19 protein-coding genes and 1 pseudogene are annotated in these 18,461 nt (G+C 69.9%); 14 read left to right on the top strand and 6 right to left on the bottom strand.

Going from position 1 to position 18,461, the window contains the following annotated elements; all coding sequences use genetic code 11:
* Positions 1 to 786 precede the first annotated feature (786 nt).
* On the bottom strand, positions 787 to 1,479 hold the full coding sequence (locus tag ACIBK3_RS19535; RefSeq protein WP_399366931.1) for a TetR/AcrR family transcriptional regulator: 693 nt from the start codon (positions 1,477 to 1,479) through the stop codon (positions 787 to 789).
* A gap of 149 nt (positions 1,480 to 1,628) precedes the next feature.
* Between ACIBK3_RS19535 and ACIBK3_RS19540 the strand changes: the two genes are divergently transcribed.
* The 5 genes and pseudogenes from ACIBK3_RS19540 to ACIBK3_RS19560 all read left to right on the top strand — a co-directional run.
* On the top strand, positions 1,629 to 2,300 hold the full coding sequence (locus tag ACIBK3_RS19540; RefSeq protein ID WP_399366933.1) for an SDR family NAD(P)-dependent oxidoreductase: 672 nt from the start codon (positions 1,629 to 1,631) through the stop codon (positions 2,298 to 2,300).
* Between the two features lie 41 nt (positions 2,301 to 2,341).
* Positions 2,342 to 2,800 (top strand): hypothetical protein, encoded by a 459-nt coding sequence (locus ACIBK3_RS19545; protein WP_269654779.1) that lies wholly within the window; start codon positions 2,342 to 2,344, stop codon positions 2,798 to 2,800.
* A gap of 5 nt (positions 2,801 to 2,805) precedes the next feature.
* Positions 2,806 to 3,021 (top strand): hypothetical protein, encoded by a 216-nt coding sequence (locus ACIBK3_RS19550; protein ID WP_371649100.1) that lies wholly within the window; start codon positions 2,806 to 2,808, stop codon positions 3,019 to 3,021.
* An 89-nt stretch (positions 3,022 to 3,110) separates the two neighbouring features.
* On the top strand, positions 3,111 to 3,860 hold the full coding sequence (locus ACIBK3_RS19555; protein WP_266586890.1) for an SDR family NAD(P)-dependent oxidoreductase: 750 nt from the start codon (positions 3,111 to 3,113) through the stop codon (positions 3,858 to 3,860).
* A 219-nt stretch (positions 3,861 to 4,079) separates the two neighbouring features.
* Positions 4,080 to 4,568 (top strand): annotated as a pseudogene (locus ACIBK3_RS19560) (Tn3 family transposase); the annotation flags it as partial.
* Positions 4,569 to 4,797: 229 nt separating this feature from the next.
* Here ACIBK3_RS19560 and ACIBK3_RS19565 read toward each other — a convergent pair.
* A complete protein-coding gene (locus ACIBK3_RS19565; RefSeq protein WP_269654781.1) occupies positions 4,798 to 5,367 on the bottom strand; it encodes a TetR/AcrR family transcriptional regulator in 570 nt (189 codons plus the stop codon).
* A gap of 95 nt (positions 5,368 to 5,462) precedes the next feature.
* On the opposite strand from ACIBK3_RS19565, the gene ACIBK3_RS19570 reads away from it, so the two are divergent.
* The 3 genes from ACIBK3_RS19570 (at position 5,463) to ACIBK3_RS19580 (ending at position 6,901) form a co-directional block, all read left to right on the top strand.
* Positions 5,463 to 6,344 carry an aldo/keto reductase gene (locus ACIBK3_RS19570; RefSeq protein ID WP_329225486.1) on the top strand — a complete coding sequence of 294 codons (882 nt, stop codon included), beginning with the start codon at positions 5,463 to 5,465 and terminating at the stop codon, positions 6,342 to 6,344.
* Between the two features lie 38 nt (positions 6,345 to 6,382).
* Positions 6,383 to 6,589 carry a hypothetical protein gene (locus tag ACIBK3_RS19575; protein WP_266588558.1) on the top strand — a complete coding sequence of 69 codons (207 nt, stop codon included), beginning with the start codon at positions 6,383 to 6,385 and terminating at the stop codon, positions 6,587 to 6,589.
* Positions 6,590 to 6,652: 63 nt separating this feature from the next.
* Positions 6,653 to 6,901 (top strand): hypothetical protein, encoded by a 249-nt coding sequence (locus tag ACIBK3_RS19580; RefSeq protein ID WP_266586896.1) that lies wholly within the window; start codon positions 6,653 to 6,655, stop codon positions 6,899 to 6,901.
* A gap of 99 nt (positions 6,902 to 7,000) precedes the next feature.
* Here ACIBK3_RS19580 and ACIBK3_RS19585 read toward each other — a convergent pair whose 3' ends face one another.
* From ACIBK3_RS19585 to ACIBK3_RS19600, 4 genes are all read right to left on the bottom strand, one after another.
* Entirely contained in the window at positions 7,001 to 7,843 is an 843-nt protein-coding gene (locus tag ACIBK3_RS19585; protein WP_266586898.1) for a hypothetical protein, read from the bottom strand.
* Positions 7,840 to 8,445, bottom strand: a complete 606-nt coding sequence (locus ACIBK3_RS19590) for a ParA family protein (protein WP_266586900.1) — start codon at positions 8,443 to 8,445, stop codon at positions 7,840 to 7,842. Before ACIBK3_RS19590 ends, ACIBK3_RS19585 begins: the two co-directional genes overlap by 4 nt.
* 176 nt (positions 8,446 to 8,621) lie before the next feature.
* Entirely contained in the window at positions 8,622 to 9,161 is a 540-nt protein-coding gene (locus ACIBK3_RS19595) for a GNAT family N-acetyltransferase (protein ID WP_266586902.1), read from the bottom strand.
* Positions 9,158 to 10,444: an XRE family transcriptional regulator gene (locus ACIBK3_RS19600; RefSeq protein ID WP_266586904.1), complete on the bottom strand. Its 1,287-nt coding sequence runs from the start codon at positions 10,442 to 10,444 to the stop codon at positions 9,158 to 9,160. The genes ACIBK3_RS19595 and ACIBK3_RS19600 overlap by 4 nt, the downstream gene beginning before the upstream one ends.
* 240 nt (positions 10,445 to 10,684) lie before the next feature.
* Here ACIBK3_RS19600 and ACIBK3_RS19605 point away from each other — a divergent pair, with 240 nt between their 5' ends.
* From ACIBK3_RS19605 to fxlM, 6 genes are all read left to right on the top strand, one after another.
* Positions 10,685 to 11,131: an ATP-binding protein gene (locus ACIBK3_RS19605; RefSeq protein WP_266586906.1), complete on the top strand. Its 447-nt coding sequence runs from the start codon at positions 10,685 to 10,687 to the stop codon at positions 11,129 to 11,131.
* A 211-nt stretch (positions 11,132 to 11,342) separates the two neighbouring features.
* Positions 11,343 to 11,549 carry a hypothetical protein gene (locus ACIBK3_RS19610; RefSeq protein ID WP_371649106.1) on the top strand — a complete coding sequence of 69 codons (207 nt, stop codon included), beginning with the start codon at positions 11,343 to 11,345 and terminating at the stop codon, positions 11,547 to 11,549.
* Between the two features lie 93 nt (positions 11,550 to 11,642).
* Positions 11,643 to 11,822 (top strand): FxLD family lanthipeptide, encoded by a 180-nt coding sequence (locus ACIBK3_RS19615; protein ID WP_030661977.1) that lies wholly within the window; start codon positions 11,643 to 11,645, stop codon positions 11,820 to 11,822.
* 227 nt (positions 11,823 to 12,049) lie between these two features.
* Entirely contained in the window at positions 12,050 to 14,995 is a 2,946-nt protein-coding gene (locus tag ACIBK3_RS19620; RefSeq protein WP_326673185.1) for a lantibiotic dehydratase, read from the top strand.
* The gene (locus tag ACIBK3_RS19625; protein ID WP_269649421.1) at positions 14,992 to 16,260 is read left to right on the top strand and encodes a lanthionine synthetase C family protein; all 1,269 of its coding nucleotides are present in this window, start codon (positions 14,992 to 14,994) and stop codon (positions 16,258 to 16,260) included. The genes ACIBK3_RS19620 and ACIBK3_RS19625 overlap by 4 nt, the downstream gene beginning before the upstream one ends.
* A gap of 24 nt (positions 16,261 to 16,284) precedes the next feature.
* Complete coding sequence (fxlM, locus tag ACIBK3_RS19630; protein WP_266586913.1) at positions 16,285 to 18,375, top strand: methyltransferase, FxLD system; 2,091 nt, start codon at positions 16,285 to 16,287, stop codon at positions 18,373 to 18,375.
* Positions 18,376 to 18,461: the final 86 nt, after the last annotated feature.

An 18,461-nucleotide genomic window follows, 5' to 3' on the forward strand; every position in this document is an offset into this window, starting at 1 on the left:
AAGCCCTGTAAGGGGGAGCAAAGCAGCGGTCCGTAGCATCACGCGAAGTCTGCGGCGTCGTTAGAGGCCCGCCCCCTTGGGGTGGGGACAGGGAATGCCGAGCCCCCGAAATCAGGGCGAAGGCCATGGAAGCGGCGAATATCCTGGAGATGCAGCCGTGAAGGACTCCCCGGCGTATGGAGCATGGAACGTTGCGACGGTGACAGCGGGAACTGGGGAGGCCCTCCCCGGCCGGGCGGCCTGCGGACAGGTGCTGCCGGAAGCCGCGCGTCCTATAACCGGGTGATCCCCGGGAAGTGGGCGCGAGCCGGGTGGGCGTCGGAGGCGGCCGTAGTACCGCTATGAGCCGGCGGACAACACAACCGCTGGCCAGGGAAGGGCCGCTGCTTCGTCGATGTGCAGGTTGTCTGGAGGGGCTTGGTGAGTGCCGTTTCGGCTAGGAGTCGTCTTCAAATGTCACGCCCGCATCAGGAGCGATGCGAGGGTGACGGCTGCCTGGTAGGACTCGGCGGTCTTGTCGTAGCGGGTGGGTGCGCCACGAGAGCGTGGCGTCGTGGCTGCTCTACCTGATGCATGTCGGCAGCGAGGACCCGGACGTGGTCTGGATGTGCGAATGCTTCGCCGACGAGGTGGCCTTCGAGACGCACGCCGTGTCGCCGGTGCGCGCGGAGGTCACCAAGCGCCTCCGCGAATTCTGCGTCGCGGGGACGGAACGCGTACCGGCTCGGCCTGGTCGCCGGGAAGGGGCTCCCCGCGGCGCCTTGAGGCAACGACGCGTGCCGACGGTCAGGCGCCGCAGGCCCCGTTTCCGCCGAGGCTGGTCATGGCGCGGTACAGCTGCTCCCCGGTGAGCGGCGGTGCCGGCAGTGGGTGGGCGCGGTCGGTTCGGAAGCCGTCGAGCAGGAGGTAGAGGTGGCGGCGCCAGGCGTTTGGGGCGATGGCGTGGGTGGCCTCGGTGACGCGGCTGTGCGACCAGATGACGAAGGCGAGGTCCTGGGGGGTGAGGTCGGGGCGCAGGCTGCCCTGCTCCTGGGCACGCTCGACGATGTGTACGCCGAGTTCGCGGATGCGGGTCTGGGTGCCTGCCAGGCAGGCGCTCTCCGGCAGTCGTATGGAGGCCAGGTCGTTGAACCCCCGGTCCTGTGACTGGAGTTCGCACATGGTCTCCAGGAAGTGGCACAGCCCCGCCCAGGCGTCGTCCATGGTGACGGCCTTCTCGGCGGCCTCCCGCCAGAGGGTCAGCTTCCCGGCGAAGGTTGTCTGCACCAGGTCCAGCCGGGTGGGGAAGTGCCGGTACAGCGTGCCGATGGCCACCCCGGCCCGCTTGGCCACCTGCTCCAGGGATGCCTCCAGGCCCTGCTCGGCGAAGCAGGAGCGGGCCGCGGTGAGCAGGGCCTCGCGATTGCGCTGCGCGTCGCGCCGCAGGGGGCGGGCAGGGGCCGGGTTCCCGGCGGAGGCGGACGGAGGGTGGATGGCCATGTCCCTCAGCCTACCAACCGGAGGGGTGCCTCATTTTCTCTGCTACGATCCAAGAACATGAGGGCACCCTCGACTTTCAGTTCTGACCGCTGACGTGGCGGGAGGTGCGCCTCATCCGTCCAGTCCGTCCGACCACAGGAGCGCCACCTATGCCCGTCATCGCCGTCATCGGGGCAGGCCCAGGCCTGGGCCTGTCCATCGCCCGCCGCTTCGGAAGGGAGGGTTTCCAGGTCGCCCTGGTCTCCCGGACCCAGGACAAGCTCGACGCGCTCGCCGCACGGCTCGCCGAGGAGGGCATCGAGGCCGCGGGCTTCGCCGCGGACGTGACGCGTCCCGACTCGCTGCAGTCGGCGCTCGCCGCGGTCGCCGACCGGTTCGGGGTCGTCGACGTACTGGAGTACTCGCCCGCCGACCCCACGTTCGCCGGCGCCGCCGCCGTCGACGCCACGGCGCAGGACCTCCACAAGCAGCTCGACTACTACCTGTACGGAGCGGTTGCCGCGGTCCGTCAGGTGCTGCCCGCCATGCTCGAACGCGGCAGCGGCACCCTGCTGTTCTCCACGGGCGCCTCCTCCATCCGGCCGAGCGGCGGCGCGTTCGGCAGCATCGGCGTCGCAGCGGCGGCCCTGCGCAACTACGCCATGGCCCTGGGCATCGACCTCGCCGAGCACGGAGTGCACGCCGCGCACGTGGCCATCGGCGTGTACATCGGCAGCGGTCCCGGCACCGAGCCCGAGACCATCGCCGAGCACTACTGGGACGCGTACACCAAACGCGACCAGGCCGAGATCGTCCACACCGCCCCCGGCGGCACCCGGTGAACACCTCCGGCACACCCGCGGCGAACACGGCCACGCCACCCATGGTGAAGATCTTCCGAGCCGCCAACAAGGTCGTACGGCCGCTGCTCGCCTCCCGCTTCCACAAGCCGCTGAGCGGACGCCTGATGCTGCTCACCTACAACGGGCACAAAACGGGTCGCGAATTCACGGTCCCCATCGGCTACTTCGACTGGGATCCCGGCACGGTACTCGCCATGTCCTCCCAGCTCAGCTGGATCCCCAGCATGCGCCAAGGGGCCACCGTCCGGCTGCGCATCCGGGGCCAGGACCACGCCGCCGTCCCCATGGTCGTCGAGGACCCTGAGAAAGTCGCCGCCCTGCTGGGTGAGTTCGGCCGACGCAAAGGACCCAAGGCCGCCAAGGGACTGATGCTCGGCCTCCCAGGCGACCGGCAACCCACCGACGACGAGCTGCGCACGGCCGCCGCGAAGACCCGCTTGGTCTGCTTCCGGGTGGAGCCCGAGCGGCCGGGCCGGTAGCACTTGTGAAGCGCCGGTTGCACATCGCCCGGCCCGGGGAAAGCCCCCCCGGCTTCACCAACCCCGTCAAGTTCACCGACGGCAACCCCTACGGAACCTCGCACGTGACCGGTGCCCAGGGAGAGATCCCCGTCGACAGCACGGCCCGCGTCTCTGGCGCCTACCAGGGCAAGCGGATCGCCAACGTCGCCAGGACCCTCAAGGCCGGCCGCGCGGCGTGACGCTCACCCGGGCGGGGGCCGGAAAAGAAGTCCCGGGCACCGTGCCACGAGGCGCGGGACCGGAAGTTCGCAACAAAGGAGTTTCTGACATGTCAGTTCCCCAGACACACACGGACCGCGTGGCCGTTGTCACCGGCGCCGGACGCGGCATCGGCCAGGCCATCGCCGTCGACCTCGCCGCACGCGGCGCGAGCGTCGTCGCGGTCGACCTCAACAGCCCCGAGGAAACCGTCGCCTTGCTCGCCGACAAAGGACACCCGGTGCTGGGTCTCACAGGCGACGTGTCCAATCCCGACCAGACCGCGGCCGTGGGCAAGGAGGTCGCCGACCGGTTCGGGCGGGCGGACATCCTGGTCAACAACGCCGGCATTTGCCCCTTCCTCGACATCGAGGAGCTGGACTACGACACCTGGCGGCGCGTCATCGCGGTCAACCTCGACTCGCAGTTCCTCATGGTCAAGGCCCTGCTGCCGACCATGAAGAAGAGCGGCTGGGGCCGCATCGTCAACGTGACCTCCAACTCAATCGTCACCAACGCGCCCGGCATGTCCCACTACATGGCGAGCAAGATGGGCAACATCGGCTTCAGCCGCGGACTGGCCAACGACCTCGCCCCGTTCGGCATCACCGTCAACGCGGTCGGCGCGACCCTGACCATCACACCCGGCGTCCTGAATGCCCACCCGCAGGAAGCCCTCACGGCGGCCGCACAGTCCCAGGCCATCAAGCGCAACGGGCTGCCGGAAGACTTGACCGGCACCATTGCCTTCCTCACCAGCGACGACGCTGCCTTCGTGACTGGCCAGACCATCATGGCCGACGGCGGCTACGCCCGCTGATCCACGTTGAGCGGCCGTAGGCGCGCTGGTCGCAAGCGCCACCCGCACCGAGGCGCGGCTGCGGATCGCGACCTGGATCACCGGCTTCTACAACGGCCGTCGGCTACACAGCGTGTGTGGATATCAGAGCCGATCGACTACGAGCACGACCACCAGGCCAACTCCGCCTTGGAGCTGGCCGCAAAGAAAAGAAGATCTCCACAGTTCGAGGGGATTGACACCGGGGTGGTGCGCGCGTACGACGTGATCCGGATGCTGTCGAGGGACGGGCGGCCGACCCCGCTGGGGGACGCGATCGCGCACTACGGGCGGATCGCCAAGTCCCTGCACATCCTGCGGCTGGCCGACGAGCCCGGCTACCGCCGCCAGATCAAGGCGCAGGCCAACCTCCAGGAGGGCCGCCACGCACTCGCCCGGAAGATCTTCCACGGCTGCTCGGGGCAGCTCTACCAGCGCTGCCAGGACGGTGTGGAGGACCAGCTCGGCGCGCTCGGCCTGGTCCTCAACGCCGTCGTCCTCTTCAACACGAGGTACATGGACGCCGCGGTGAACCAACTGCGGGCGGACGGGTTCGACGTCCGCGACGAGGACGTCGCCCGCCTCTCGCCGTTCGTGCGACGGCACATCAACATGCTGGGCCGGTACTCGTTCAAGCTGCCCGGCGGTATGCGCCCGCTGCGCGACAAGGACGCTGCCGACGACGAGTGAGGTCGTACGGCGGCGCGTCGTGGTCGCCACCATCTTGACCTAGGCGTCCGTGCTGGCCAGAGCCCCGCAGCTGGTTCCGCGAGTCGTCACACCGGCCCGGGGCCGCTACGGCTTCGCGGACCCGCTCGGCGGCCCGTCGGCGGGCCCGGTACGCCTTCTGTCGGCAGGCGGGGCGGTCGTAGAGGGCGTCCCGGCGGTGGCCGCGACGGCGGCGTACCCCCACGGTCGGTCAGCGGGCGGTGAGCCCGGTGAGCAGGAGGGCGAGCCATCGGGCGCGGGCGGTGGGTGGCTGGTCGGCGGGGAGGGTGGAGAGCATCAGGTACAGGTCGTCGAGGGTGAAGTCGGCGCGCAGACCGCCCTGGGCTTGTGCGGTGCGGATGAGTGGACCGAGAGCCTGGGTGACGCGGGTCTCCACCTCCTGCTTGGCGGGGTGGGCTGCGTGGTCGGCGCCGAGCGCGTACGCGGCTGCTTTGACGGCGCGGTTGTGGGCGACGGTGTCCATCACGCGGCTGAGGAAGCCGGTGAGCTCCGCCATGGCGGGTGAACCCTGGCTCTCGCGTTGCAGGCACTCTTCGGCGTCGTCGGCGAGTGTTTCGAACGAGGTGGCGACCACGGCTGTGACCAGGTCGCTCTTGTTCGGGAAGTGCTTGTACAGGGTGCCGACCGCGACGCCCGCGGCAGCGGCGATCTGCTCCATCGACACCTCGGGCCCGTGCTCGGTGATCTGCTCATGCGCCGCGGTCATGATCCGGGTGCGGTTGCGGGCCGCGTCGGCACGCAGCGGTCGGGGTGAGGTCATGGAGCCCTCCGGGACCATTTGACGAAAGGTGAATGGTGCTTCACTCTATCGGCATGGCGATCATGACACGTGCCCTCGGGCACACCGACACGGACGTGACCATCCTCGGCTACGGCGCTATGGAACTGGGCGGGCTGCGCAGGGGGCCAGAACTGACCGACGAGGACGCCGGCCGGCTGCTCAACGCGGTCCTCGACGGCGGCATCAACCTGATCGACACCTCGCCCGACTACGGCCGCAGCGAAGAGCTCATCGGCACGCACCTCGCCCACCGCAGGGACGAGTTCTTTCTCGCCTCCAAGTGTGGCTGCCCGATCGAGCCGCCCGCCGACACGCCGCCGCCCTACCCGCACGACTACAGCCAGGCGAACGTCCGCGCCGATGTCGAGCAGTCGCTGCGCCGGCTCCGGACCGATCGCCTCGACCTGGTCCAGGTGCACATGTCACCGAGCCGGGCCACGCTCGAAGAGAACCGCACCGTCGAGATGCTCAAGGAACTACAGGCCGAGGGCAAGGTCCGCTTCATCGGCATGTCGGGCATCCTGCCCAACCTGCCCGACCACCTTGCGATGAACGTCTTCGACGCTTTTCAGATCCCTTACTCGGCCGTGCAACGCGATCACGAGAACCTCATTACCGAGGCGGCGGACAAGGGCACCGGCACGCTCATCCGCGGCGGGGCCGCTCGCGGCGCGGCGTCGCAGGAGAAGAACTGGACCGTCGGTCCGCTCGCCCAGCAGCCGGGTGTCGGCCAGCGCAACTGGGAGACGTCGGGCATCGAGGACCTCATCGACCAGGCAGGCATCGACAAGCAGGAGTTCATCCTCCGCTTCACGCTCAGCCACCCCGGCCTGTCTACCACGATCGTCGGCACCGCGAACCCGGCCCACCTGGCGGGCAACATCGCCATCGCGGAAAAGGGCCCGCTACCGTCCGACCTCTACGAGGAAGCCAAGAAGCGCCTCCCGATGGGGTAAAACTTGCCGGTGTGAGCGAGTGGGTGCTGCACCTGGACATGGACCAGTTCCTCGCCGCCGTCGAGCAACTGCGTCACCCGGAGCTACGCGGGAAGCCAGTCGTGGTCGGTGGGGACGGCGACCCGACCAAGCGCGGCGTGGTATCGACCGCGTCTTACGAGGCACGGGTACGTCGTCGTCGTTGCCCTCGTCCCGCTCCTGTTGGAACGCGGTACACCTCACCAGCCAGGCCGCCTGGGCCCTAGGAGGTCCGGTGGGTAGCCCTTTGCACGGAGCCAGGCGTCAAGGGCGAGAGCGACGATGTCACCGTGAGGGATGTCGGTGTCGGCGTTGCAGCGGCGGATCCGGCGCTGGAACTGAAGAACTTCAGGGACGGCGTGGTTGAGCTGCCCTCGTTTGGTGTGCCGGTCTTTGATGACGTTCAGGGTGTCCGGGTGCGGCGTAAGAGCGTCGTCGGTTGGCTGGAACTCGGCGTCGAGGGCGTCGGCGATTTCACGCAGTCGGCGGGCGTAGGGGGAGTGATCAGGCACGAGAGCTGCTCCGGTCGGTCCGGCTAGGCGGATAGCTATCCGCCTACTGGGCTATTGGAATAGTCGGCACGAGGGGCGGCCGCACCTCGGCGTGGGTTGGCCGCCCCTCGTGCACTGCAGTCCGGCTCAGAAGCCGCGAGCGGTGAGCCACTCGTCCAACGCGACGGAGACGATGTCGCCGATCGGCAGGTGATCGAGTTCGTTGTCCAGTGCGAAGCGTTTGATCCGCCTCTTCAGCTTCAGTGCAGCGGGGACCGACGAGTCGAGGCTCTCGCGCGCGATGATGCGCTGGTTGAGAACGACGGCGGCCTCAGGAATGTCCTTGGGACGGCCGGATCCCTGAGCCCACGGTGTTCCTTCGCTGGCCGCTACTTGCGATTGCACGTCCTGTTCCTGGTGAGCCTGTGGAACATCGGTCCTCACCGGAAACCCGTTGCCGCCTGCCGCCGGAGGAGCTACCGGGCGAAGCGCCACCTCGGCGGCCGAGGCTGCGCCAGGGGCCGCGGACAGACCGTGCTGCGGAACGGGCTCGGTCGGCTGCGTGGGCTGGACCGCATGTGCTGCGGGCTCGGGAGCCGGGAGCACACGCGGCACCCGCGTCTCCATTGGCTCCCCAGCGGATTCCATCCTCGCCTCCGGGGCGCCGACGCCCAGCTGGCCAGCGTCTGGCTCCGGCACGAGGCCGCTCCGCGTGACCTCAACGGTCGGCTGGGTGGAGGGCTCCGCCACTTCGGGCGCCGTCTCGGTCCGGCCCCGTGCCGATGCCTCGGCGGGAACGGCGGAAGGTGCGGGCTGCACCTGCGGCTCGCTGGCAGGGGGATGGCCGTCGTCCTGGGGGGTGGCCTGTTCGGCGGCGTACTGCTCGGGGGTGAGCTCGGCGGCCGGGGGAGGGTGCGGCGGGGTCGCCTTCTTGGCCCCTGCGAGGGTGCGGCCGGTGCGGCGGGCCGGGGGTTTCATTGGCTCGGTCATGCCGTGAGCTCCTTCATCAGTTCGGCGTACTCGCTCAGTTCGGTGGGGATCTCGCCGAAGGCCTCCATGTAGTGCACCCAGGAGTGGATGACGGTCTCGGCGAGGGGGAACGGCTCGTCGCGGTCCGGGCCGATGCCCTCGCCCTGGGCGGGCTCCAGCAGCTTGTCCTTGGCCGTGCGGGGCAGGCTTGTGCGGTCGTCGGCCTTGACCAGGACTACGTTGGCGGTGACGTCGCGCTCGTTGCGGGCGGCGGCGCGCTCGGCCTCGTCGAAGGTGGCCACGAGCTTGCGGCGCTCGATCTTGGTGGGGGCGACCGGCACGAGCAGCAGGTTCGCCTCGGTGACCGCCTCGTGGAAGATGCGGGCGCTGCCGCCGCCGGCGTCGACCACGATTGCGCCGAACTCGGCGCGCTTGGCCCGGATGTACTCGGCGATGTCATCGAACGGGTACCGCTCGACGATCAGGTTGGCCGGGATCTCGAAGCCGGCGGCCTGGGGAACCTTGAACCAGTCGTAGGCGGACTGGCTGGTGGCGTCGGCGTCCAGGAGCAGTGTGGGCAGGCCGAGGACACGCGCTTCAGCGCCCCGGGCATCCGTTGGCACCGAGACCCACGGGATCACTGCTGTTGCAGGCTCTGACCGCCGGGAACTCGTCGTAACTCACCGGCTTGCACGAACCCCCGAGGCGGCGATCTTGTAGCGCTCGGGGCGGAGGTCCAGCATCTGGAATTCCAGGGGCTCGGTGGAAGTCCGTCAAGCCGCTGGGCCGTGGCTGCTGTTCAGCGGGCTGCGCGGATCATCACGGTGAGGACGGGCGAGGCCACTGACGGCTGGCTCTGCCCGACGTCCTCGTACCCCCACGACTTGTAGAGCGCGTGGACCTTTCCGTCCCCAGCAGCCGGGTTGACCATGAGGGTTACGAAGGGCTCGTCACGTGTGGCGAGGAGGGCGTCGTGGATACGCCGGGCAGTGCCGGTCTTCCGCCAGGCCGGCCGGACGCCGATCTCCTTCAGGGCTACGACCGGACGCTCGGTGTACTTCTCGGCCGGCGTCGGGCTGGTGCGCTGCCAGTACCGGTCGCCGTGCTCGATGGTGTTGCCGTAGGCGTAGCCGACGGGATGTCCGTCCGCGTACGCGAGGACAGCCGCGAACCCCGGCTCGGTGCTGTGCCGGTCCAGGCGTTCGCCGAACGCGGTGACCGCGTAGTTCGGCAGGTGGAGGAGTGGGGCGCGCACTTCGGCGTACACGTCGAGGAGGTCGCCGCGGGCGGTGTCGAGGTTGGTGAAGGTGCGCAGTTCGATGGCGGGCGCCGTGGTCATGCGGCCATCCTCCAGGTGGCGGCGTGCTCGGTCCAGGTCTGCACGCTGGAGCTTCCCGGCGCGGTGGCGCGCAGGGCGGCCCCGAACTCCTGCAGCATGCGCGTGACCCGGGCGTGCTGGGTAGCCGCCTCGGCAGGGACCTTCATCGCGGTGGTCGTGGCGGCGTCGGTGGCGCCCTGTGCGAGCTGGGCGTGCGCGAGCCGGGTCGTGGTGATGGCCCGGGAGCGGATCATGTGGGGCCGGAGGGCGGACAAGCAGCGGTGGGCGTGGTACTCGGCGGTGGAGTAGTCGCCGAGCGCCAAGTGCGCTGACAGTGCCAGGGAGTCCAGTTCAGCCTGGTCGTAGAAGGCGAGCATCCACACCGGCCGGTAGTCGGCGGGGTCGGCGCGCAGCATGGCGTCCTGCGCCTGCTCGAAGGCCCGGCGGGTGCCGGTGCGGTCCTGTGCTGCGCCGTGGATGGCGCCTTGGCGGGCCAGGCCGAGGGAGGCGAAGAGAGGGTCTCGGCGGGTGAGGTGCAGGTTGCGGGCGACGTCGTTGGCGGCGAATGCGTCCGCGGGACGGCCCATGTGCCGGTACATGGTGCCTGCGTGGCTCCAGATGCGGAACTTGATCGCCTGGTCGCCGGACATCTCGGCGAGGGCCTGGGCCTCACGCATGTGCGCCTTGGCGATGTCGTAGCGCCGGCCGTCGATGGCGGCCCACATCGCTGAGGAACGGAACGCCGCTGCGGAGGCGTAGAGGCTGCTGCGTACCCGTTGGCTGGCGCTGCCCGCGTTCTGGAGATTCAGGGCCTCGTCGGCGAGCGCGGCGGCCCGCTGCTCGATGCCGAGTTGGCCGCCGTGGCGGTGGTCGCTGGCGATGATCTCGGCGAAGCGCTTCTGTAGACGGTCGACGTCGCTCATGCCGATGCGGCGCGGGGATGCGGTGCCGGGAGCGGCGGCTGCCGCGGCGGCAGCCGCCGCGATGCCTCCGACGAGGGTACGGCGCTTCATGTCGGGGTCCTCCTGCTGCGGTGGGGCTGGGCTGGACGGAGTCCGGCCCCGTGGCACGAACCCTAGAGCGACGGCGGGCAGGCCGCTGACGTCCTCAAGTGCCTTGCGGGTAGCCGATTTGGGCCATGTGACCCGGCCTGCTTTCCAGTCCCGGACCGATGAACCGTCGAGGCCGCCATGTCTCCCGGTCAGTTCCTCTAAGGCCCTGTTCACAGTGTCAGCAAGGCTGTTGGAGCTGTAGCCGTGTTCGGCCATCCACGCCTCGAGAACGGTGTTGCGCGTGGTGTCCATGTCCGCACGGTAGCCCTCACCTCCCTTGCCCCGCCAGGTAAAGAGAAGGTCAAATCGCCCTAGGTTCTTCAGATGGACGGACGGCTGATCGCCCTAACCACCGTGCGCAGAAGGGGAGTTGTCTTGGTGTCGGTCGCCCGTTACGCCCACCGTGCGGGCGGCTGTTGACGGCCCGGCCCGCCCCTGAGGTCCCCCGCAGGGGTGGGCTGGGCGCCGAGACGACACGAAGGCTCAACCCCAATGACGAGTCTCATTAAGCCAGTTCAGGCCGACCCAACCGGCCACCCCGCCTATAGCCAGACCTTCCCGTGCGAGCCGTCCACGGCCCAGATCGGCCGCAAGCTCGTCCGTGACGTCCTCGGCGTATGGCACCTCGACAACCTGGCCGACGTCACCGCACTGATCATCTCGGAGCTGATCGCGAATGCCGTCAGGCACACCCCGTGCGACTCGATCCGCCTGATTATTGGGCGACCGAGTGCGACACGGGTTCGCGTTGGGGTGGTGGACCGGGCGCCATCACGTTTGCCGGTGCTCGGGCAGGTCGGGGGAGACGACGAGTCAGGCCGCGGCCTGCTCCTGATCGACGGCATCGCCGACCGCTGGGGCTATGACCTGCACGGCCCGGAGGAGCGCCCACGGTGCAAAGAGGTCTGGGCCGAACTCTTCATGAAGGGCGACGAGTGAAGCCGGTCGTGGCGACCTCGCCCGTGCCGGACGTCGCTCGCCTACGACCCCGCCAGCAGATGGCTATGGAGTGTGCACGCTGCGCCTGGTACCTGGGAGCGAGCGGCGAGATCTTGGGCGAAGTACGTCATCGGGGCCTGCTGTTCCAGCTCTGGGTGTGCGGGCCCACCTGCCGGTCGCCCACCCCTGGACCGCGGACGGGAGCCGAGACATGACCCAGCTCCCCGGCATGCAGGAGCACTGGGTCACCGGTGACTGCTGGCTCGGGTGCGAGCGCACCGGAGTGCCCGTGATCTGGCTCGGCCCACTGCAGTGGGACGGGCAGCACGCCCCAGTCCACGCCTGCAAGCCGTGCCTCGACCGGCTCAAGGCTCAGGCGCTTGCCTACTTCATGCAGCGGCGACCGGCTGCCGTCTGACCAGACTCCCGCCTCCGGCCGTGCGGACTGTGCCGTACGGCCGGAGGCGGGCACCACCGCACAACAACATCCCAACCACTCAAAGGAGTTGGCATGACACGCAGCACCGTAGTACCGAGCAGCACTCATGTGAGCCAGCAGACGCCGAGGACGTCGGACGGTTTCGACCTGGACGTGTCCCTCGTCGAGGTCGCCGACCCCGCAGGTCTGGTCAACCTGACCGACGACAACTGCGGAACCACCTGTGGCGCCTGCACCACCAACGTCGCCTGACCCGAGGCTTCACGTCGCTCCGGGCTGGTGCCGCCGCGCCCTGTGGCGTGGCGGCACCAGCCGCCTGTCTCTCACCTACGGAGGTAGTGGTGGCTGCTCCGCGCCCAGCGTTCCGAACCGGCACGACCGCTCTCGTACGAGCCGTTGCCCAGCCGACACTGCCGTGTCCTCCGCTTCCGGACCTCGACGATGACTCTGCCAACGGGTCCGCCACCTGTGCCGCCTGGCTGCGCGAGGTCTGGGCGAACGCCGACCTTGCCGAAGCCCTGGAACACGCCAGCCCGGTCCTGGCCGCACAGGTACGGACCGTGTGCACGGCCGATGAGCCGTTAACGCGAGACGTCCGGCGTGCGGCACTGTCCGTGGCCCGCTACCTGCTGCGCTCCCAGCACCGGGCGACGCCGTTCGGGCTCTTCGCCGGTGTGACCGTCGCAGAATTCGGTCCGCAGGCGGGCGCACGCTGGGGTGCGGAGCGCGTAGCCATCGGCCATGCGGGCGCAGAGTGGTTGGCCGCCGTGGTCGAGAGGCTGGAGTCCTGCCCCGACCTCCTCGAACGGCTGCCGGTGGTCGTCAACAACACCGTGACGAGCCGCGGGGACCGGCTCATCGTGCCGTTTCAATCCGACGCCCAGGACGATCGGACTCGCGCGGTTGAGGCGTCCCTGGCCCTCATCGAGCCCGTACGCGCGGTCCTCGCCGCAACGCGAGCGCCGGTCCGGGTCGGTGTGCTCGCGCACAAGCTCCAGGCGGAGTTCCCCGAGGCCGGACCGGAGAAGGTGCGCCGACTGCTGGTAGAGCTGATCCAGCGGCATGTCCTGATCACGAGCTTGCGCACACCCAGCACCGAGACCGACGCCCTCGGGTATCTACTCGACCGACTCGACGCGATCGACACCGACAGCCTCCCCTCGGTCGCGGAAATGCTGCGCGAGCTACGGGCGATCCGGACCGGCCTCAAAGAGTGCACTTCGCGGGGCGGGCGGGACAGCGTCGCAGCGCGGATGAAGGCCCTCGTGCCAGGTCTGCGCCGCCACCCTGTCGCGCTCGACCTGCGCCTGGACGCGCAGCTCGTGCTGCCGGACGCGGTCGCCCGCGAGATCGAGCGCGCCGCCCTGATCCTGACCCGAGTCAGCGCCCGCCCGTACGGCACCGCGGCGTGGGGCGCGTACCACCAGCGGTTCTACGAGCGGTACGGCATCGGCACGATGGTGCCGCTCCAGGAAGTCGTCGCGGACAGCGGCACTGGTTACCCCGAGGGCTACCCGAGCATCCCGCCCGGCGCCAGTCGGCCTCGCGTCTCCGCTCGGGATGACGCCCTTATACGGCTGGCGCAGGCCGCCGCGCTCGACGGCCGCGACGAGGTGGTCCTCACCGACGAGTTGATCGACGCCCTGGACGTAGGGCCCGACGAACCCCGGGTGCCGCCACACTTGGAGGTGGGGGTGCGCGTCCACGCGGCAAGCGTTGGCGAGCTGCAGCGCGGGCAGTTCCGGCTGGAGGTCGTGAGCGTGTCTCGCGGCGCCGGCGTCTCCACAGGCCGGTTCCTCAGCGTCCTGGGCACCGCCGACCGTGAGGCCCTGGCCGCCGAACTGGCTGACCTTCCGACCGCTGACAGGAACACCGTGCCCGCGCACCTGTCCTTTCCGCCGCTCCTGCCCGAGAGCGCCCACATCACACGCGCCCCGCGAGTCCTGCCCACCGTGATCAGCCTCCACGAACACCGAGCCCCCGCCGACCATGTCCTCACACCTGCGGACCTGGCGGTGGGGTGCGACGGCCGCCGCATGTACCTGGCCGCCCCCGAGCGCGGGCGGCGCATCGAGGCCGTCGGGATGCACGCGCTTAACCTCCACACGCACACTCCGCCGCTGGTGCGATTCCTCACCGAGTTGTCGCGTGCTCAATGCGCGCAGGTCACCGTCTTCGACTGGGGCGCTGCGGCGGCGATGCCGTTCCTACCGCGCCTGCGGTGCGGACGCACGGTGCTTGCCCCGGCCCGCTGGCGGCTGGAGGCGACCGAGCAGCCTGGTCGCACACGCCCTCGGGCCGAATGGGACTCCGCCCTCACCGACTGGCGGGCTAGGCGGCGGCTACCTCGGCGGGTCTACCTCGTGGAGGACGACCGGCGTCTCTTCCTCGACCTCGACGAGGCCGGCCACCGGACGCTGCTGCGCCAGCACCTCGACCGAGTGGGCCTGGCCGTGCTCGTCGAGGCGCCGAAATCGGGGGCGTTCGGCTGGTGCGACGGTCGCGCCCACGAGATAGTGGTGCCGCTCAAGGCCATCCGGCCGCCGGCGTGGCCGGCGCTTCCCGCCCCCACCCCGGCTCGCATCCTCTCCCCAGCCCAGATGCAGACCCCGGCCGCTTCGTCGGTGTTGCTGGCCACCTTGTATGGAGACGCTCGCCGCCAGGACACTCTGCTCTCCTGCCACTTGCCCGATCTGCTCGAACGGCTCGGTGGCCCGCCGTGGTGGTTCATCCGCTTCCGCGACCCCGAGCAGCACTTGCGTCTGCGCATCGCGCTACCCACGCCGGAGGCGTTCGCCGAGACGACTCGAACCGTGAGCGGGTGGGCCGACGAGCTGCGCGGCGCCGGTCTGCTGGCGGACTTGCGGTACCCCACCTCCTATCGGGAGATGGGCCGTTGGGGGTCTGGCCCTGCATGGGACGCGGCCGAGGAAGTGTTCCGGGCGGACTCGCGCGCCATCCTGGCCCAGCTCGCGCAGCCGCGGCGCCCACACGAGCGCACGCTGGTGGCCGCACACACTGTCTCTATCGCCTCCGCGTTCCTCGGCAGTACTCAAGCCGGGATGCGCTGGCTGATCGACCACATCCCGCCTACAGCGCCCGTGCCCGTACCGCGCCCGCAGTTCACCGATGCCGTACGCTTCGCTGACCCTGGCGACGCCTGGGCGGCATTGCGCGGCGCCCCCGGAGGAGCGGCGATCGTGTCGGGGTGCGCCGATCGCGACGCGGCGCTCGCCGCGTACCGGCGGCACCTGCCAGGTCCCCACACGCAGGGGATCGCCCTCGATGACGTCCTGACCTCGCTGCTGCACGTTCATTTTGTACGGCACATCGCGGTGAACTTCCCCGAAGAAGAGGTCTGCCTCTACCTCGCTCGCGCTGCCGCCCTGGCCTGGACCGCCCGCACCACTGGGAGGACACGATGACCGCGCAGGCCGGGCTGGACCTGGCCGACGCCGTCGCCGAGCAGCTCGCCGACCCCCACACGGCGTACCTTGGGCCAGCGGTCTCTCGTCGGCAGCACCTTGCCTATGGCTTGCCCGGCATCGCGCTCCTGCACATCGAGCGGGCTGCGGCCGGTCTGGGGCCGTGGCAGCGCGCCCACGACTGGCTCGCCGCCGCCTCCAGTGAACCGCTCACTAGCGGCCCCGACAGCCACCCCTTCTACGGGGCGCCCGCCTTCGCGCACGCTCTGGCCTGCGCCGCCGATCACCTGCCCGGCGCCTACCGGCGCGCGCTTGACACTCTCGATCGACAAATGGCTGACGACGTGAGCCGCCGCGTCGACGCCGCACACCGGCGAATCGACGCCGGACTCCTCCCAGCGCTCGCGGAGTTCGACACCATTCGCGGCCTGAGCGGATACGGCTCCTACCTCCTGCGCCGCAATCCTGGCAGCGCCGCCCTGCGCGCCGTACTCGACTACTGCGTACGCCTCACCCAACCGATCACACACGACGGCGAGAACTTGCCCGGTTGGTGGACGGACACAGGGCCCTCGGGCCACCGGGACGACCGTTTTCGAGGCGGACACGCCAACAACGGCATGGCGCACGGTATCGGCGGCGTGCTCACGCTCCTGGCGCTCGCCGCCAGGCAGGGCAGCTTCGTCGACGGCCACGAGGACGCACTGGACCGGATCCTGGTGTGGCTGGACCGATGCCGAGAGGACACCGGCCGAGGCCCGGCGTGGCCGTACTGGTTCACCCGAGACGAGCTGCGTACCGGCCGCCTCACCCCGTCCACGGCGCGGCGGCCGTCATGGTGCTACGGCACCCCTGGCCTCGCCCGCGCCCAGCAACTCGCCGCGCTCGCCCGCGGTGACGACGGCCGCCGGCTGGACGCCGAGAACGCGCTCGTGGCCGCACTCACCGACCCCGTTCAGCTCAAGGCCACGACGGACAACGCCCTGTGCCACGGTTTCGCCGGCCTCGCCCACGTCGCCGCCCGCGCGGCCGACGACGCCCACCCCTCGACCGCCGGACAGCTCCGCGCCACGATCCCGGCACTCCTAGCCGCAGTCCAACCGCCGGGCACCGACCCCGCACACGCCGCCACGACGCTCATGCAGGACGAGGAGCGCGGACCCGGTCTCCTCGACGGCGCAGCCGGTATCGCACTGGCCCTCCTCGCGCCCAGCACTGCCGAACCGCCCCGATCCACCTGGGACGCCTGCCTGCTCATCGCATGACCCCATCGACCGAAGGACACCCGCATGCCCCCGGACCGCTCCGACCGCTGGCAGCAACACAACATCACCTTCGGCGACCGCGAGAGCGCCCAGCGCGCCATCGTCGAACGCATCGCCCCTGTCCTCTTCGCCGCTGAAAGGGACGGGCAGCTCACCGGCTGGTGGTTCATGAACAAGCAGCCCTGGCCGCTGCGGTACCGCGCGGACGAGCCTTCACCCGCCGTCGAAGCGCTGCTGAGCGACCTCGTCCAGGACGGCACGGCCGTGTCATGGCTGCCCTACCTCTACGAACCCGAGACCCACGCCTTCGGCGGGACCCAGGCCATGGGCGTCGCCCACGACCTGTTCCACAAGGACAGCCGCCACCTGCTCACCTATCAACCAGGCTCGGAGCAGTTGGGACGCCGGGAAACCGCCGTGCTGCTGGCAAGCGTCATGATGCGGGCGGCCGGCCTGGACTGGTTCGAGCAGGGCGACGTATGGGTAAGGGTCGCCGCCCTCCGACCGACCAGCGGCCTTCTGCCCTCTGCGCGAGCCGCCGAACTGGCGCCCGCGATGCGGAAGCTGATGACGGTCGACGCCCAGAGCCTGTGCCGCCCGAACGGCCCGCTCGCCGAGCACAACGAGTGGGTCGCCTCGTTCGAGTGGGCGGGCACCGCGCTCGCCGACCTCGCAGGCCGCGGCGCCCTCACCCGCGGTCTGCGAGCCGTCATTGCCCACCACCTGATCTTTCACGCCAACCGCGCCGGTCTCCTCCGGGTCGACCAAAGCGCCATGTCCAACATCGCACGAGAGGTAATCATGGGAACGAGTGACAACACCGCGTCGACCGACGAGGCAACGTCCGAGGCGGCTAGCGTCAGGGCGGTGAATACCGACACGATCGCCACCCCCACGGCTGACGCCGAACGCCTCCGCAACGCCCTGGTCGACCAGCTTCGCGCGGACGGGCACGCCCGCACGACCGCAGTCGAGAAGGCGCTGCGGACTGTGCCCCGTCACGTGTTCGTGCCGGAGGCGTCGCTTGAAGACGCCTACGCCAACGCACCAGTGCACATCAAGTACGACACCGACGGTACATCGATCTCGTGCGCTTCCCAGCCGGGCGTCGTCGCCCTCATGCTGGACCAACTCGACGCCCAGCCCGGCGAGCGCATCCTCGAACTCGGCGCCGGCACCGGCTACAACGCCGCTCTCCTCGCCCACCTGGTCGGGGAGAGCGGGCACGTGACCACCCTCGATGTCGACGACGACCTTGTGGAGGGCGCTCGCGCACACCTGGCCGACGCCGGTCTCACCAACGTCGATGCCGTGACCCGCGACGGGGCCCTCGGCTACGCCGAAGGAGCACCGTACGACCGGATCATGGCCACCGTGGGCGCTCACGGCGTACCGCACGCCTGGATGCAACAACTCGCCCCCGGCGGCCGGCTCCTCGTCCCCCAGCGCCTGAAGGGCACCGTCTCCCGGTCCATCGCCTACGAGCGGCGCGACGGTCGATGGGTGTCTCTCGGTAGCGAGATGAACACCTTCATGCCGCTCCGGCGGGGCATTGCCGACGACGACCGCCGCGTCATCCCGCTCAGCACAGACGGCACCGTCCGGCTTCAGGCCCCCGCTGGGCAGAACATCGACGCCGATGCCCTCGCCGGAGTCCTGGACCAGCCGCGCACCGAGGAGTGGACTGGCATGATGGTCCGCGCCATGGAATCGCCGGAGTGGATGGAACTTTTCGTCACCTGTTCCCTTCCCTCCGGCCTCATCCGGATGTTGTTCCCCCAGAACGCCAAGGGCACTCTGCTCACGGAGGACCCCTACCCCTCGTCGACCGCGGCCGTCGACAAGGGCGCCGTCACCTACCTGGCGCGACGCGTGTCGGAGAAGAAGACCCCCGAGGGCGACAAGCTCTGGGAGTTCGGCGTCATCGGCCACGGTCCCGGCAGCGACGAGCTCGCCGCGAAGGTCGCCGACGCCATCCGCACGTGGGATCGCGAATACCGCGGTCGCGAGGCCACGTTCGAGATCCATCCCCTCGACGCCCCCGCCATCGAGCAGCGCCCCGGACTCTTCGCTCTCGACACCCCGCTGAACCGCATCGTCGTCGACTGGCGGTGACGCCCCTTGCGTAGCGGACGGTGCCCGCCGGTGTACGGCTGGCGGGCACCGTCGCCCCAGCACTTCTCACTCACGCCCGGGGAACT

The organism is Streptomyces sp. NPDC050287 (assembly GCF_044459385.1).
Taxonomy (GTDB): domain Bacteria; phylum Actinomycetota; class Actinomycetes; order Streptomycetales; family Streptomycetaceae; genus Streptomyces.